General features: G+C 68.8%; 15 protein-coding genes. 7 read left to right on the top strand and 8 right to left on the bottom strand.

The features are described from left to right. The 5 genes from nrdF to nrdH are packed head-to-tail and all read right to left on the bottom strand — an operon-like array spanning position 1 to position 4,668. Positions 1-975 (bottom strand): class 1b ribonucleoside-diphosphate reductase subunit beta, encoded by a 975-nt coding sequence (gene nrdF / locus JX005_RS06000; RefSeq protein WP_214466501.1) that lies wholly within the window; start codon positions 973-975, stop codon positions 1-3. Next, positions 968-1,777, bottom strand: coding sequence for an NUMOD3 domain-containing DNA-binding protein (locus tag JX005_RS05995; RefSeq protein WP_307858508.1), 810 nt, complete (start codon positions 1,775-1,777; stop codon positions 968-970). Before JX005_RS05995 ends, nrdF begins: the two co-directional genes overlap by 8 nt. A gap of 50 nt (positions 1,778-1,827) precedes the next feature. Further along, positions 1,828-3,984, bottom strand: a complete 2,157-nt coding sequence (gene nrdE, locus JX005_RS05990) for a class 1b ribonucleoside-diphosphate reductase subunit alpha (RefSeq protein WP_214466500.1) — start codon at positions 3,982-3,984, stop codon at positions 1,828-1,830. Then, entirely contained in the window at positions 3,966-4,430 is a 465-nt protein-coding gene (gene nrdI / locus JX005_RS05985) for a class Ib ribonucleoside-diphosphate reductase assembly flavoprotein NrdI (protein WP_214466499.1), read from the bottom strand. Before nrdI ends, nrdE begins: the two co-directional genes overlap by 19 nt. 4 nt (positions 4,431-4,434) lie before the next feature. Beyond that, positions 4,435-4,668, bottom strand: a complete 234-nt coding sequence (gene nrdH, locus JX005_RS05980; protein WP_019181042.1) for a glutaredoxin-like protein NrdH — start codon at positions 4,666-4,668, stop codon at positions 4,435-4,437. Positions 4,669-5,020: 352 nt separating this feature from the next. Here nrdH and JX005_RS05975 point away from each other — a divergent pair, with 352 nt between their 5' ends. Next, a complete protein-coding gene (locus JX005_RS05975; protein WP_214466498.1) occupies positions 5,021-6,226 on the top strand; it encodes an MFS transporter in 1,206 nt (401 codons plus the stop codon). A gap of 29 nt (positions 6,227-6,255) precedes the next feature. Here JX005_RS05975 and JX005_RS05970 read toward each other — a convergent pair whose 3' ends face one another. Then, positions 6,256-6,660 (bottom strand): pilus assembly protein CpaE, encoded by a 405-nt coding sequence (locus JX005_RS05970; protein ID WP_214466497.1) that lies wholly within the window; start codon positions 6,658-6,660, stop codon positions 6,256-6,258. A gap of 55 nt (positions 6,661-6,715) precedes the next feature. On the opposite strand from JX005_RS05970, the gene JX005_RS05965 reads away from it, so the two are divergent. Further along, positions 6,716-7,477 carry an alpha/beta fold hydrolase gene (locus JX005_RS05965; RefSeq protein WP_214466496.1) on the top strand — a complete coding sequence of 254 codons (762 nt, stop codon included), beginning with the start codon at positions 6,716-6,718 and terminating at the stop codon, positions 7,475-7,477. 24 nt (positions 7,478-7,501) lie between these two features. On the opposite strand, the gene JX005_RS05960 is transcribed toward JX005_RS05965, so the two are convergent. Continuing rightward, a complete protein-coding gene (locus JX005_RS05960; RefSeq protein ID WP_214466495.1) occupies positions 7,502-8,500 on the bottom strand; it encodes a TIGR00341 family protein in 999 nt (332 codons plus the stop codon). A gap of 75 nt (positions 8,501-8,575) precedes the next feature. Here JX005_RS05960 and JX005_RS05955 point away from each other — a divergent pair, with 75 nt between their 5' ends. Continuing rightward, positions 8,576-9,748 (top strand): acyl-CoA dehydrogenase family protein, encoded by a 1,173-nt coding sequence (locus JX005_RS05955; RefSeq protein WP_214466494.1) that lies wholly within the window; start codon positions 8,576-8,578, stop codon positions 9,746-9,748. 28 nt (positions 9,749-9,776) lie between these two features. Here the strand turns inward: JX005_RS05955 and JX005_RS16370 are convergent, their stop codons facing one another. Further along, positions 9,777-10,724 (bottom strand): helix-turn-helix transcriptional regulator, encoded by a 948-nt coding sequence (locus JX005_RS16370; RefSeq protein WP_214466493.1) that lies wholly within the window; start codon positions 10,722-10,724, stop codon positions 9,777-9,779. Positions 10,725-10,855: 131 nt separating this feature from the next. Between JX005_RS16370 and JX005_RS05945 the strand changes: the two genes are divergently transcribed. Genes JX005_RS05945 through JX005_RS05930 form a run of 4 tightly spaced genes read left to right on the top strand, consistent with a single transcriptional unit; the run spans position 10,856 to position 13,904 of the window. After that, positions 10,856-12,127, top strand: a complete 1,272-nt coding sequence (locus JX005_RS05945) for a DUF445 domain-containing protein (RefSeq protein ID WP_214466492.1) — start codon at positions 10,856-10,858, stop codon at positions 12,125-12,127. A gap of 44 nt (positions 12,128-12,171) precedes the next feature. Continuing rightward, positions 12,172-12,522: a gamma-glutamylcyclotransferase family protein gene (locus JX005_RS05940; protein WP_214466491.1), complete on the top strand. Its 351-nt coding sequence runs from the start codon at positions 12,172-12,174 to the stop codon at positions 12,520-12,522. A gap of 27 nt (positions 12,523-12,549) precedes the next feature. Next, positions 12,550-13,437: an agmatinase family protein gene (locus JX005_RS05935; RefSeq protein ID WP_214466490.1), complete on the top strand. Its 888-nt coding sequence runs from the start codon at positions 12,550-12,552 to the stop codon at positions 13,435-13,437. Further along, positions 13,434-13,904 carry a SixA phosphatase family protein gene (locus JX005_RS05930; protein ID WP_214466489.1) on the top strand — a complete coding sequence of 157 codons (471 nt, stop codon included), beginning with the start codon at positions 13,434-13,436 and terminating at the stop codon, positions 13,902-13,904. Before JX005_RS05935 ends, JX005_RS05930 begins: the two co-directional genes overlap by 4 nt. Positions 13,905-13,908 lie beyond the last annotated feature (4 nt).

Below are 13,908 nucleotides of genomic sequence, written 5' to 3'. Positions count from 1 at the left end.
TCAGAAGTCCCAGTCCTCGTCCTCCGTCGCCTCGGCCTTGCCGATGACGTACGACGAGCCCGACCCCGAGAAGAAGTCGTGGTTCTCGTCGGCGTTGGGCGAGAGCGCCGACAGGATGGCCGGGTTCACGTCGGTGACCGACGCCGGGAACATGGCCTCGTAGCCGAGGTTCATGAGGGCCTTGTTGGCGTTGTAGTGCAGGAACTTCTTGACGTCCTCGGTCAGCCCGACGCCGTCGTAGAGGTCCTGCGTGTACTGCACCTCGTTGTCGTAGAGCTCGTACATCAGCGAGAAGGTGTAGTCCTTGATGTCGTTGCGGGTGGCCTCGTCGACCTTCTCGAGTCCCTTCTGGAACTTGTAGCCGATGTAGTACCCGTGCACGGCCTCGTCCCGGATGATCAGGCGGATCAGGTCGGCCGTGTTCGTGAGCTTGGCGCGGCTCGACCAGTGCATCGGAAGGTAGAACCCCGAGTAGAAGAGGAAGCTCTCGAGCAGGGTGGAGGCGACCTTGCGCTTGAGGGGCTCGTCGCCGCGGTAGTACTCCATGACGATCTGAGCCTTCTTCTGAAGGTTCGGGTTCTCGACCGACCAGCGGAACGCCTCGTCGATCTCCTTCGTCGAGCACAGCGTCGAGAAGATCGACGAGTAGGACTTCGCGTGCACCGACTCCATGAACGCGATGTTCGTGTACACGGCCTCCTCGTGCGGGGTGAGCGCATCGGGGATGAGCGACACCGCGCCCACGGTGCCCTGGATCGTGTCGAGCAGCGTCAGGCCCGTGAACACGCGCATCGTCAGGGTCTGCTCGTCGGGGGTGAGCGTGTTCCACGACTGGATGTCGTTCGACAGCGGCACCTTCTCGGGCAGCCAGAAGTTGTTCACGAGGCGGTTCCACACCTCGAGGTCCTTGTCGTCGTCGATGCGGTTCCAGTTGATCGCCTGAACCTCGTTCAGGAGCTTGAGCTTCTCAGTCATTCCCGTTTCCTTCGTTCGCCTGGGAACGCTGATCGTCCAGGCAGTGCTTGCAGGTGTCCTTGAACACACCCTTGTTCGTGTGGTGTCTGGTGTGGGCGCTGCGGACGCTCGACGGCATCGGGCGGCCCTTCAGAGCGTCCGAGCGCTTGTTGCGACCCTCTTCGCTCATGACCTTCCCGAAATTCGGATTCCGCTCACCGCGCTTCTGCTCCGACAGCCGCTGTCGAATCTCCGGCGAAAGCCTCCGCCCGAATGAGGGATGCTCGGCCCCGAACCTCCCGAAGTTCGGGTTCGCTCTTCCGGAGTTCATGCCCTTGCGCTGCTCAGACATCCGAGCACGCGTCTCATCCGACCGCCTGGTGCCCCACGAGGGATGATCGGGCCCGGTAGGGACGTTCAGCCGTCTACGTCCGGTGTGCCGAATCGACGCCGCCGCCCTCTGCTCTTCCGTCCAGGTGTACCCGTGGTTTCCCAGACCGCCCTCATTGAGATTGAGCAGTCGATTCCCCTCCTCGCGGAGCTTCGCAATCCAACGCGACTCCGCCGCGCCGAGATCCGAGAGCTCCTCGCTCAACACGAGCTCCAGTGAGTGGAAGTACGCCGCCTCGCGGTCGGGGTGCGCGCGCAGCCAATCCCCGAAAGGCGACTTCCGCCCTCGGTGGGCGGCGGCGAAGTGCTCGGACTTGCGCCGGGAAACGGTCTTGGTCGTCAGTCCGACGTATCGGTACTCGGTCGACCCCATCTCGCGCACGCCGTAGACCACGCCTACGAACGGCGACCATCCTCGGGACGTGTCAGGCACTGGTGTGATTCCGGGCTCTCGTCGCTTCGTGTTCGCTTATCGACCGCTGATCACAGCGTGCAGGAGACGCACATGTCCATCGACGTGCCCTCCAGCGCCATCTGCCGCAGGCGGATGTAGTAGATCGTCTTGATGCCCTTGCGCCAGGCGTAGATCTGGGCCTTGTTGATGTCGCGGGTGGTCGCGGTGTCCTTGAAGAACAGCGTGAGCGACAGGCCCTGGTCGACGTGCTGGGTCGCGGCCGCGTAGGTGTCGATGACCTTCTCGTAGCCGATCTCGTACGCGTCCTGGTAGTACTCCAGGTTGTCGTTCGTCATGAACGCCGCCGGGTAGTAGACGCGGCCGAGCTTGCCTTCCTTGCGGATCTCGACCTTCGCCGCGATCGGGTGGATCGACGACGTGGAGTTGTTGATGTACGAGATCGAGCCGGTCGGGGGCACCGCCTGCAGGTTCTGGTTGTAGATGCCGTACTGCTGGATCGACGCCTTGAGCTCGCGCCAGTCATCCTGCGTCGGGATGTGGTGGCCGGCGAACATCTCCTTGACCTTGTCGGTCGCGGGGGCCCACTCCTGGTCGATGTACTTGTCGAAGAACGTGCCCGACGCGTAGGTCGAGTCCTCGAACCCGTCGAAGGTCTCGCCCCGCTCGATCGCGATCTTGTTCGACGCGCGCAGCGCGTGGAACAGCACCGAGTAGAAGTAGATGTTGGTGAAGTCGACGCCCTCTTCCGAGCCGTAGAACACGTGCTCACGAGCGAGGTAGCCGTGCAGGTTCATCTGGCCGAGGCCGATCGCGTGCGAGCGGTCGTTGCCGTCCTCGATCGAGCGCACCGAGGCGATGTGGCTCTGCTGGCTGACGGCGGTGAGCGCACGGATGCTCGTCTCCACCGTCTTCGCCAGGTTTCCGCCGTCCATCGCGAGCGCGATGTTCAGCGAGCCCAGGTTGCACGAGATGTCCTTGCCGATCTGCGCGTACGAGAGGTCCTCGTTGTACGTGGTCGGCGTGTTGACCTGCAGGATCTCCGAGCACAGGTTGGACATGTTGATCCGGCCCTTGATCGGGTTGGCCTTGTTCACCGTGTCCTCGAACATGATGTACGGGTAGCCCGACTCGAACTGGATCTCGGCCAGCGTCTGGAAGAACTCGCGCGCGTTGATCTTCGTCTTCTTGATGCGCGGGTCGTCGACCATCTCGCGGTACTTCTCGGTCACCGAGATGTCGCCGAACGGCACGCCGTAGACGCGCTCGACGTCGTACGGCGAGAAGAGGTACATGTCTTCGTCGTTCTTGGCGAGCTCGAACGTGATGTCGGGCACCACGACGCCGAGCGACAGCGTCTTGATGCGGATCTTCTCGTCTGCGTTCTCGCGCTTGGTGTCGAGGAAGCGCATGATGTCGGGGTGGTGCGCGCTGAGGTACACCGCACCGGCGCCCTGACGCGCACCGAGCTGGTTGGCGTAGCTGAAGCTGTCTTCGAGGAGCTTCATCACGGGGATGATGCCCGACGACTGGTTCTCGATCTGCTTGATCGGCGCACCCGACTCGCGCACGTTCGACAGGAGGAGCGCGACGCCGCCGCCGCGCTTGGAGAGCTGCAGGGCGGAGTTGATGCCGCGCGCGATCGACTCCATGTTGTCCTCGATGCGGAGCAGGAAGCACGACACGAGCTCGCCGCGCTGCGCCTTGCCGGCGTTGAGGAACGTCGGCGTCGCCGGTTGGAACCGGCCGCTGATGATCTCGTCGACGAGGGAGGTCGCGAGGTCCTGGTCGCCGTCGGCGAGCGCCAGCGCCGTCATGACCACGCGGTCCTCGAAGCGCTCGAGGTACCGCTTGCCGTCGAAGGTCTTGAGCGTGTAGCTCGTGTAGTACTTGAAGGCCCCGAGGAAGGTCTCGAAGCGGAACTTCTTGCCGTAGGCGAAGTCGTTGAGCTGCTGGACGAACTCGAACGGGTACTTCGCGAGCACCTCCGGCTCGTAGTACTCCTTCTCGACGAGGTAGTCGAGGCGCTCCTTCAGCGAGTGGAAGAACACCGTGTTCTGGTTCACGTGCTGCAGGAAGTACTCCCGCGCCGCGCGCTTGTCGGCCTCGAACTGGATCTTGCCGTCGGCGTCGTAGAGGTTCAGCATCGCGTTGAGGGCGTGGTAGTCCATGCCCTCGAAGCGCACCTCTGTCTTCAAGTCCTTCTCAGTCACTGCAGCGTCTGCCATCGTTCCAATCCCTCGCTCACGCGTTCCACGTCTTCAGGCGTGCCGAAAACCTCTAGCCGGTACAAGTGCGGCACATGACACTTGCGGCTGATGATGTCGCCGGCGATGCAGAAGTGCTCGCCGAAGTTGGTGTTGCCCGTGGAGATCACTCCGCGGATCAGGCGCCGATTGCGCTCGTCGTTGAGAAACCGGATCACCTGTTTGGGAACGGCGCCCTTCTCCTCACCCCTGCCCTGGCCTCCGCCGTAAGTGGGGGTGACGAGGATGTAGGGTTCGTCGACTACGAGGGCGGGATCCGTGTGATGCAGCGGAATCCGCACCGCCCTCGCGCCGAGCTTCTCGATGAAGCGCGCGGTGTTGCCCGAAACGCTGGAGAAGTAGACGAGGAGCGGTGTCGCGGTCGCCCGCCCGGCAACCGCGTCTCGCTGTGCGACCGCGGTTGCCATGGCGTCAGGCGAGCCGCGAGGCGAGCTCGTCGATCTTGTCCGGCCGGAACCCCGACCAGTGGTCTTCATCGGTGATGACGACGGGCGCCTGGAGGTACCCCAGCGCCTTGACCTGCTCGAGGGCCGAAGGGTCCTCCGAGAGGTCGTGGATCTCGTATTCGATACCCTTCGAGTCCAGTGCTCGATAGGTCGCGGTGCACTGCACGCACGCGGGCTTCGTGTAGACGGTGATCGCCATATTGATCGTGTCTTTCCCCTCAAATCCGCTCATGTCTCCGGCAGGCCCCCCGCCGGGAGACCAATACTACATATGGGTACCGACATTCGATAGCACCACAAGGGCTAGTAGTTACATCCGTGTGATTTTCCACCGCTCTCCCCATATACAACACAGGTTGTCCACCGTTTCATCCACAGGACGACCCCTGATTCCGAACCTGGAAAACGCCTGGATCACGGGCGTTTCGGATGCCCCGGCCGCGGCTCTCCACAGGGCAGAGGCTAAATCGGCCCTCCGACATCGGATTCGCCTGTGGAGAGACGCTTCGGCGTGTCGCGGCGTGTCGCGGACGCCGCGCTAACGTTGGTCCGTGGCGGGCTACCGGGATCTTCTTCGCACCCCCGGAGTCGGGCGCATCATGGCGGCCCAGCTCACCGCGCGCTTCCCCAACGGCATGACGAGCCTGGCGATCCTGCTGCACATCGAGTACATCACCGGCTCGTACGGCGCGGCAGGCCTCGTGCTCGCGGCGATCTCGGTCGGTCAGGCCATCGCCGGCCCCATCACGAGCCGCTGGATGGGTCGCTGGGGGATGCGCCGCGTGCTGACCACGACCCTCCTCGTCAGCGCGACATCGATCGCCGTCATCGCGCTCATCGAACTCCCGCTGCCCCTCTACATGGTGCTCGGGCTCATCGCTGGCCTGTCGACTCCCCCCGTGCAGTCGGCGGTGCGCACGATCTACCCCAAGATGGTCACGGCGCGGCAGCTGACGCCGCTGTTCTCGCTCGACGCGTCGCTTCAGGAGATCATCTGGATCGTCGCGCCCGTGGTCATCACGCTCGTCGCGACGCAGATCGGCACCGTTCCGGCGCTGCTGCTGATCGTCGTCATCCTCGTCGGGGGCGGAGCGTGGTTCATCCTCTCCCCCGAGGTCGGCCGCGTGCGCATCCCCCGCAGCCGCCGCAGCATCGGCAAGGTCCTCACGAAGACTCCGGTGCTGCTGGCGACCGTCGTCGGCTTCCTGCTCGTCGGCGGCCTGGCCGCCGTCGAGGCGGGCGTCGTGGCGACGTTCGATCACGGCGGGCTCGAGGCCGGCATCGTGCTCGCGCTGTTCTCGGTGGGCAGCCTCGTGGGCGGCCTCGCGCTCGGCCATATCCCGATCGGCCCGTGGGCCATGGCGCGCCGCCTCGCGATCGTCACCGTCGGCCTCGCCCTGACCATCGTCTCGCTCAACGTGTTCTGGCTCGGCGGAACGCTCGTCCTCGCGGGCATCGGCGTCGCGCCCGCGCTGGCGGTGCTGTTCGCGATGACCTCGGCGAGCGTCAAGTTCAGCGACACCGCCGAGGCGTTCGGATGGGTCGGCACCGGTCAGCTGATCGGGGCTGCCGCGGGCTCCGCCATCGCCGGATTCCTCATCGACGACATCGGCCCGACCGGCGCCTACATCGCCGCGACGGCGTTCTGCGCGGTCGGGTTCCTCGTCGCCGTCGTGTTCGTGAAGGGCTTCCCCGACCTCCGCAATCGCGACGCCAGCCCCATCCCCGACACCGAGCCGGTGCCCACCATCACCTGACCAGGGCCGGAACCCCGCACGACGCCTCCTCAGGAGATCCGGCGCAGCAGCTCCAGCAGCGCGAGCGCGTAGGCGTCGGCGGGCTCGGGGAACTCGAACACGCGCCGCTCCCCCGCGAGCACGGTCTCGACCTCGTACGTGTCGGGCAGCCGCCGCAGCGCCCGGAACGCCCCGCCGAGCATCTCGCGCAGCTGGCTCTCGTGCGGCAGCCACAGGGCGTCTTCCAGCGCGACCGAGTCCAGCGCCCACTCCGTCGTGCCGTTGAAGGCGAGGATGCGCCCGGTCGGATACTCGCGCGGCTCGATCGTCATCTCGCTGACGGTGAAGACGTCGGCCTCGAACTCCGGCTCGTGCAGCTGGAAGCGGTCACCCGACCGCGGGTGCCACTCCAATCCGGCGTCGCGGAGGGCCTCTGCGAGTTCCGTCGAGATCATGTCCACCATCCTCCCGCGGCGCGGCGCCCCCCGGGCCGCTCCTAGGCTGTAGGGCATGCCCTCTCCCGTCGTCCTGCCCCGACTGTCGTGGGGTGCGCCCGGTGCAGAGCGCCGTGCCCTGCTGGTCCACGGCCTCGGCTCGAACGGACCGCTGATGTGGCGGTACGGCGTCGCCCTCGCCGACGCCGGCTGGCGCGCCGACGCCGTCGACCTGCGCGGCCACGGCACCGCGCCGCGCACGCTCGACTACACGATCGTCGCGTACGCCGCCGACCTCGCCGAGACCCGCCCAGCGGACGGCGGCGCCTGGGATCTCGTGGTCGGTCACTCGCTCGGCGGTGCGGCGGCGACCGTGGCCGCGGCATCCGATTCCTCCTGGACGCACCGGCTGGTGCTGATCGATCCCGCGATCGCGCTGACCGATCGCGATCGCGAGATCGTGCGCGCGAGTCAGGAGGAGTCGTTCGCCGATCCGTCGCCGCGCGCGGTGCGCGAGGGCCACCCGCACTGGCACGAGCAGGACATCGAGCTGAAGGCGCTCTCCGCGCAGCAGGCGAGCAGGTGGGCGGTGGAGCAGACGAGCGCGCAGAACACGGTATGGGACGTGACGGATGCCGCGACCGCCGTCGCCGTGCCGACACACGTCATCGCGTCCGACCCGCACGTCTACAGCATCTTCCGCGGGAAGCCGGCCGAGTCGGTCGTCGCAGCGAACCCGCGCTTCACGATGTCGGTGGTCGCCGGCGCAGGGCACTCGCCGCACCGCGACAAGCCCGAGGCCACGATCGCCCAGCTCCTCGAGGCGCTCGCGGACTGACGGCCGGAAGCCCGGCCGACGGGTTCACTGCACGACGAACTCGTTCCCCTGCCCGACGTCCACCACGACGCCCACCCAGCCCGGGATCGCGGTCGAGAGTGAGCTCTGCAGGTCGCTGATCGAGGGCACCTCGCCGTCGTCGGTCGTCACGTCCACCGTGGCGTTCGCCCCGCTCCACGTCACGTCGTACACGCGCGCTCCGGGCTCGTCCGCGAGCCAGTCGGTCGTAATGGCCTGGATCGCGGCGGTCCAGCGGGTGAGCGCCACCGCGACGATCGAGTTCACCGCGAGGGGGACCGTGATGACGACGGTGAGCACCGTGACGACGATGTACGCCCGGCGCCGGTTGGCGGTGGTCGACGATCCGGGGTCGCGCGCATAGCCGCCCAGCGTGAACACGATCGTCCCGGCGATCACCAGCGCGAGCACGTTCGAGAGGAACAGCACGAGCGCGCCGAGCGCGTCTCCCCACAGTCCCTGACCCGCGCACACGCCGACCACGCCGAGCGGGGGCACGAGCGAGATCGCGATCGCCACGCCCGGAAGCACCGCGCTGAGGTCCTTGCGGCACATCGCGAAGCCGCCGGCGAATCCGGTGGCGAGCGCAGCGACGAGATCCATGAGACTCGGCGACGTGCGCCCCTCCACCTGGGAGTTCGAGGCGAGGCTCTCCGGCGTCGCGACGAACAGCGCGAAGACGAGACCGAGCGCCACGACGATGACGAGCCCCACGAGCACCCACAGGATGGAGCGGATGACGAGGCTGAGGTGTCCGGTCACGATCCCGAGCCCGATGCCGAGGATCGGCGTGCCGAGCGGTGCGATGATCATCGCGCCGATCACCGTGGCCGTCGAGTCGGTCAGGACGCCGGCGATCGCGATGAGCCCCGCCAGTGTCAGCATGATGAGGAAGCCGCTGCGCTTGGCGCCGGCGTCGCCATGGCTGAGATCGAGGGCGTCGGTGAGGTCCTCGGCCGACTGCCGTTGAGCGGGCGGGATGAGGGTCTGGCTGAATCGCGACATGTCGACTCCTCGCTGTTCTGCGATCATCGTGGCACGCACGGTCCGCGAGCCGCATGACCCGAGGAGAATGATTCCGTGAGCGACTTCGACCCGGCCACCCACCTGCCCGACGACCTGCTCGAGCGCATCCGCGAGCGCGCCGCGCGCCACGATCGTGAGAACACGTTCCCCGAGGCCGACCTCGAGGAGCTCCGGGATGCCGGATACCTCGCGATCCTCGTGCCGGCAGAGCTCGGCGGCGGCGGTCTCGGGTTGGCCGAGGCATCCGCTCTGCAGCAGCGGCTCGCGGGCGCCGCTCCGGCCACCGCCCTCGCCGTGAACATGCACCTGGTGTGGACGGGGGTCGCCAAGGTGCTGTCCGATCGCGGCATCGACGCGCTGCGGTTCGTGCAGGAGGGGGCCGTGGCGGGCGAGGTCTTCGCATTCGGCATCAGCGAGGCGGGCAACGACCTGGTGCTGTTCGGGAGTGGGACGGATGCCTCGCCCCACGACGACGGCGGCTACGCGTTCACCGGCACGAAGATCTTCACCTCGCTCGCCCCGGTGTGGACGCAGCTGGGTCTCCACGGCCTCGACACGTCGTCTGCCGACGGGCCGAAGATGGTCTACGCGTTCGTCCCCCGGTCGGAGGAAGCAGCCGGGCGGGTGGTGACGCGCGACGACTGGGACACCCTCGGCATGCGGGGCACGCAGTCCCGCACCACGGAGCTCCACGGGGCCGTCGCCCCGGCGGAGCGCGTGGCGCGCCGGATCGATCCCGGCCCCAACCCCGACCCGCTGGTCTTCGGCATCTTCAGCGTCTTCGAGCTGCTGCTCGCGTCGGTGTACACCGGGATCGCGCGGCGGGCGCTCGACCTCGCGGTGGCGGCCGCGGCGAAGCGCACGTCGAAGCGCACCGGCAAGCCCTACAGCCAGGACCCCGACATCCGCTGGCGGATCGCCTCGATGGCCCTCGCCTACGACGCGCTGCCGCCGCAGCTCGAGACGCTCGCGCGGGATGTGGACTCCCTCGCGGATCACGGGCAGCGCTGGTTCTCGCTGCTCGCCGGCGTGAAGCACCGTGCCGTCACCGCGGCGAAGAGCATCGTCGACGAGGCGGTCCTGGTGGCCGGCGGGTCCTCGTACTTCGCGTCGAACGAGCTCGGCCGGCTGTATCGCGACGTGCTGGCGGGGCTGTTCCACCCGAGCGATCCCGAGTCGGCGCACTCGACCGTCGCGACGGCGTGGCTCGGTCCGCTCGAGGACTGAGACGCGGCACGGGCGCGGCGGCGGTGCGTCAGCCCCGCCGGGCGGTGTCGCTCGGACTGCGGCCGTAGCGCTCGCGGTAGAACGCGGCGAATCTCGAGGGGTGCGCGAACCCCCACGTGCGCGCCACCTCGGCGACCGTGTGGCGCCCGCCCGCCTGCAGCTGCGCGTGCGCGCCGGCCAGGCGGAGGCCGCGCAGGTACTCCGTCGGCGTCATGTCGAGGCTTCGGCGGAACGCCGCCTGCAGCCCGCGCGACGACATGCCCGCCGCGACGGCCACATCGTCGACCGTGATGGGGTCGGAGACGTGGGACTCCATGAACGAGATCGCGCGGCGGATCGACCGCGGCGCCGGCCCGGTCTGACCGGCGCGCTCCAGCGCGTCGGCGAAAGTGGTGGAGAAGGCGGTGAGCGTCGAGTGAAGCGCGTGACGGCTCAGCTCCGCCTCGAGCAGAGGTTCCGGCGCGTCCGACCGCGATGCGGCGACCAGCGCGGACAGGACATAGGAGTGCGCTCGCTCCCAGTGCGCACCGGCCGCTGCGGTGCGCGGGGCGGGGTCGAGCACCTCGAGGACGAGACCGTCGTCACCCGACATCCGCCGCGCCGTCTCCTGCGCGCTCTCCAGGTCGAAGATGAGGGCGCGCACCGTCGCACAGCCCACCCATCCTGCTTCGGCGGCCGCGCCCGATGACGCCCAGGGCAGCCGTGAGTTGAGCTCTCGCCGCGGAGCGCCCACCCATCCGGTGTCGGTGGCGACGCGGCAGGCCAGCAGCTGGCCGTGCGGCTCGATCGACGACTGCACGCTGCCCGACAGCTGATACGCGACCACCGAGAGCCCGTCGACCGCAGCAGAGTGCCACGTCAGGTCGGCCGTGCCGTCGGGAGCCGGATCGCGCAGCCGCGCGGACGGCACGAACTCGCGCCAGGTCTGGTCCACCGCGTCGAAACCGGTGGAGCGCAGGGTCAGCACTTCGACCACCACACACCTCCCCGCGGCGACCCCCCGGCCGCCGTACCCCTTCAGACGTAGATAGTAAGCGAGCGGCGGGCGAGCCGCGCCCGCCGCGTCAAGCCCCCGCCCGCGTCCAGGCCCCGTGCGAGGATGAGCGCATGTCTCCGACGCCGACGGCCCTGCTCAGTCCGGCGGACCAGGAGCGCCGTCGGGGGCTGCGGCTCATGAAGGGCGTCGCCCTCGGTGCGCTCGTGTTCATGGCGGTGCTCTTCGCGTTCGCCTTCGCGTTCCAGCAGCAGATCCCCGCGCTCGCGTACGTGCGCGCGTTCGCCGAAGGCGGCATGGTCGGGGCGCTCGCCGACTGGTTCGCCGTGACGGCGCTGTTCCGGCATCCGCTCGGCATCCCGATCCCGCACACCGCGATCATCCCGAACCGCAAGGACGAGATCGGCCAGAATCTCGGTGAGTTCGTCGAGACCGAGTTCCTGCGCGGCGACGTCGTGCGCACGAAGCTCGAGGCGACGGCGATCGCCGCGCGCCTGGGCGAATGGCTGGCCGAGCCGAAGCATGCCGAGCGCGTGGCGGCCGAGGCATCCATCATCGCGTCCAGCGTGCTGCAGGCGCTCAGCGACGACGACGTCCAGAGCGTGATCGAAGACCTCGCACGCGAGCACCTCATCGCCCCCGAGTGGGGACCCCCGCTCGGCGGGTGGCTCGGCCGCATCGTCGAGTCGGGCGCCCACCACGGCGCCGTCGACCTCGCGTTCGAGACGGTGGCGGCCTGGCTCGAAGCCAACAAAGCCGCCTTCACCGGACTCGTGTCGCGCCGTCTCCCCTCGTGGCTGCCGGGGGTCGCCCACCGGCTCGTCGACGACACGGTGTACAACGAGGCGGTCAAGCTGGTCGGCGCCATCCGCGCGGATCCGCAGCATCCCGCCCGTCGCGCGATCGACGGCTATCTCGACCGGCTCGCCGACAACCTCCAGCACGATCCGGGCACGATCGGCCGGCTCGAAGACGCGAAGTCGACCGTGTTCGACAGCCCGCGCGTGCGCGAACTCGCGGCGGAGGCGTGGAACACCGCCAAAGCAGGGCTCCTCACGTCGCTCGCCGACCCGCAGAGCGGTCTGCGCGTCCGGGCGGCGTCGGCGCTCGCCGAGATCGGCGTGAGGCTGACGACGGATGCCGCGCTCCAGCGCCGCGTGGACGGGTGGGTCACCGACGCCGCCGTGTTCCTCGTCGACCGATACCGCCACGACATCGCCTCGATCATCACCGACACCGTCGAGCACTGGGATCCCGCCGAGACCACGGAGAAGATCGAGCTCATGGTCGGCCGCGACCTGCAGTACATCCGCCTCAACGGCACGATCGTCGGCGCCCTCGCGGGGCTGCTGATCTTTTCGATCGCGCACGCCCTGCTCGGGTGAGCGGCCCGGTCTCCTGACGCGCGGGGGCGGGCTAGCCTGGTGCCGTGGCCAGCACCCAGCCGTCCGAGCTCCTCTTCAGCTACGGGACCCTCCAGCATCCGGAGGTGCAGCTCGACACGTTCGGGCGCCTCCTCGACACCGAGGACGACGTCCTCCCCGGGTACACGGTGGACTACGTCGAGATCGAGGATCAGCGGGTGGTCGACCTCTCACAGCAGTCGGCGCATCCGATCGTGCGCGAGACCGGCAGCCCGCTCGACAAGGTCGTCGGCACGACCGTGCGTCTCACGCCCGAGGAACTCGAGGCCGCCGACGAGTACGAGGTCGTGCTGTACCGCCGGGTCTCGGTCGTGCTCGCCAGCGGGCGACGCGCCTGGGTGTACGTCTCGGCGTGAGGCGCGGTTCGGAGTAGCGTCGATCCCGTGACGCTCTCGCACGATCCGCTGTGGCCGCGTGCCGGCGGCTGGCCTTCTCCCGATCAAGCGCAGGGGTGGGATGCCGCCATCCTCGGCGTTCCCGCGTGGCGTACGTCGCTCTCGCCGACCGGCGCCCACGCCACGCCCGCCGCGGTGCGCGAGGCGCTGCGCCGGTACAGCCCGACGCTGATCGGGCCGCCGCCGGTCGACCTGTCGGAGACGCTGCGGATCGCCGACGCGGGCGACATCGCGTCGCCCGACGGACCGGAGGGCGAGGCATCCGTCCGCGCCGCCGTCCGCGAGCTGATCGCCGACACCGGGCTCGTGATCGCGCTCGGTGGCGACAACTCCGCGACGTACGCCGTCGCCCAGGGCGCCGGAGCGACCGGGCTGATCACGATCGACGCGCACTACGACCTCCGCGACGGCGTCTCGAACGGCTCGCCCGTGCGCCGGCTCGTCGAGGCAGGACTCGACCCGCGGCGCATCGTGCAGCTCGGCATCGCCGACTTCGCCAACTCGACGGCGTACGCGCAGCGCGCGATCGACCTCGGCATCACCGTCGTCACGCTCGACGAGCTGCGCCGGCGGGGTCCGGGGGTCATGGCAGAGGCGCTCGAGATCGCCGGCGCCGATGGCGGCACGGTGCATCTCGACATCGACGTCGACGTGTGCGACCGTTCGGTCGCGCCGGGGTGCCCGGCCTCGGTGCCCGGTGGTCTCGCGGCCTGGGAGTTGCGCGCGCTCGTGCGGGCCGCGGCATCCGATCCTCGCCTTCGCAGCGCCGACATCGTGGAGGTCGACGCCACGGCCGACGCCCCTGACGGTCGCACGGTGCGCCTCGCGGCGCTGTGCGTGCTCGAGCTCCTCGCCGGAAAGGCGGTCGCGGCATGATCCGGCTCGCACTGGTGCGCCACGCCAAGTCCGACTGGGGCGACGCATCGATCGACGACCACGACCGGCCGCTGAACGAGCGCGGGCTGCGCGACGCGCCGCGCATGGCCGAGCGCTTCGCCGCGGGGGGCTGGCGGCCGGCGGTCATCCTGTCGAGCACCGCCCTGCGGGCGCGCACGACGGCCCGGTTCTTCAGCGAGCGCACCAAGGTCGCGGTGGAGCAGCAGGAGGAGCTGTACGGCGCGCCGGCGTCTCGGATCCTGCGAGCCGCCGTCGAGTCGCGGGCATCGTGGGTCATGGTCGTCGCTCATGACCCGGGCATGACCACCCTCGCCGAGCGCCTGTCGGGCGGCGGCATCGCGCACATGCCCACGTGCGCGGTCGCGACCTTCACGTGGTCGACCGACGACTGGGACGTGGCGACCTCGATCGATCCCGACGAGTGGACGATCGACACGCCCCGCTGAGGGC

Source organism: Microbacterium flavescens (assembly GCF_018588945.1).
Taxonomy (GTDB): domain Bacteria; phylum Actinomycetota; class Actinomycetes; order Actinomycetales; family Microbacteriaceae; genus Microbacterium; species Microbacterium flavescens.
The sequence above is the reverse complement of the archived record's forward strand: the minus strand, read 5'-3'. Positions and strand labels throughout refer to the sequence as shown.

Bases quoted from the DNA above. Each gene is read 5' to 3' on its own strand.
- JX005_RS05970 (WP_214466497.1), bottom strand. From the start codon at position 6,660: ATGATCTCGACGGAACTCGCAGAGGCCCTCCGCGACGCCGGATTGGAG.
- nrdH (WP_019181042.1), bottom strand. From the start codon at position 4,668: ATGGCGATCACCGTCTACACGAAGCCCGCGTGCGTGCAGTGCACCGCG.
- JX005_RS05945 (WP_214466492.1), top strand. From the start codon at position 10,856: ATGTCTCCGACGCCGACGGCCCTGCTCAGTCCGGCGGACCAGGAGCGC.
- nrdI (WP_214466499.1), bottom strand. From the start codon at position 4,430: ATGGCAACCGCGGTCGCACAGCGAGACGCGGTTGCCGGGCGGGCGACC.
- nrdE (WP_214466500.1), bottom strand. From the start codon at position 3,984: ATGGCAGACGCTGCAGTGACTGAGAAGGACTTGAAGACAGAGGTGCGC.
- nrdF (WP_214466501.1), bottom strand. From the start codon at position 975: ATGACTGAGAAGCTCAAGCTCCTGAACGAGGTTCAGGCGATCAACTGG.
- JX005_RS05965 (WP_214466496.1), top strand. From the start codon at position 6,716: ATGCCCTCTCCCGTCGTCCTGCCCCGACTGTCGTGGGGTGCGCCCGGT.
- JX005_RS05960 (WP_214466495.1), bottom strand. From the start codon at position 8,500: ATGTCGCGATTCAGCCAGACCCTCATCCCGCCCGCTCAACGGCAGTCG.
- JX005_RS05930 (WP_214466489.1), top strand. From the start codon at position 13,434: ATGATCCGGCTCGCACTGGTGCGCCACGCCAAGTCCGACTGGGGCGAC.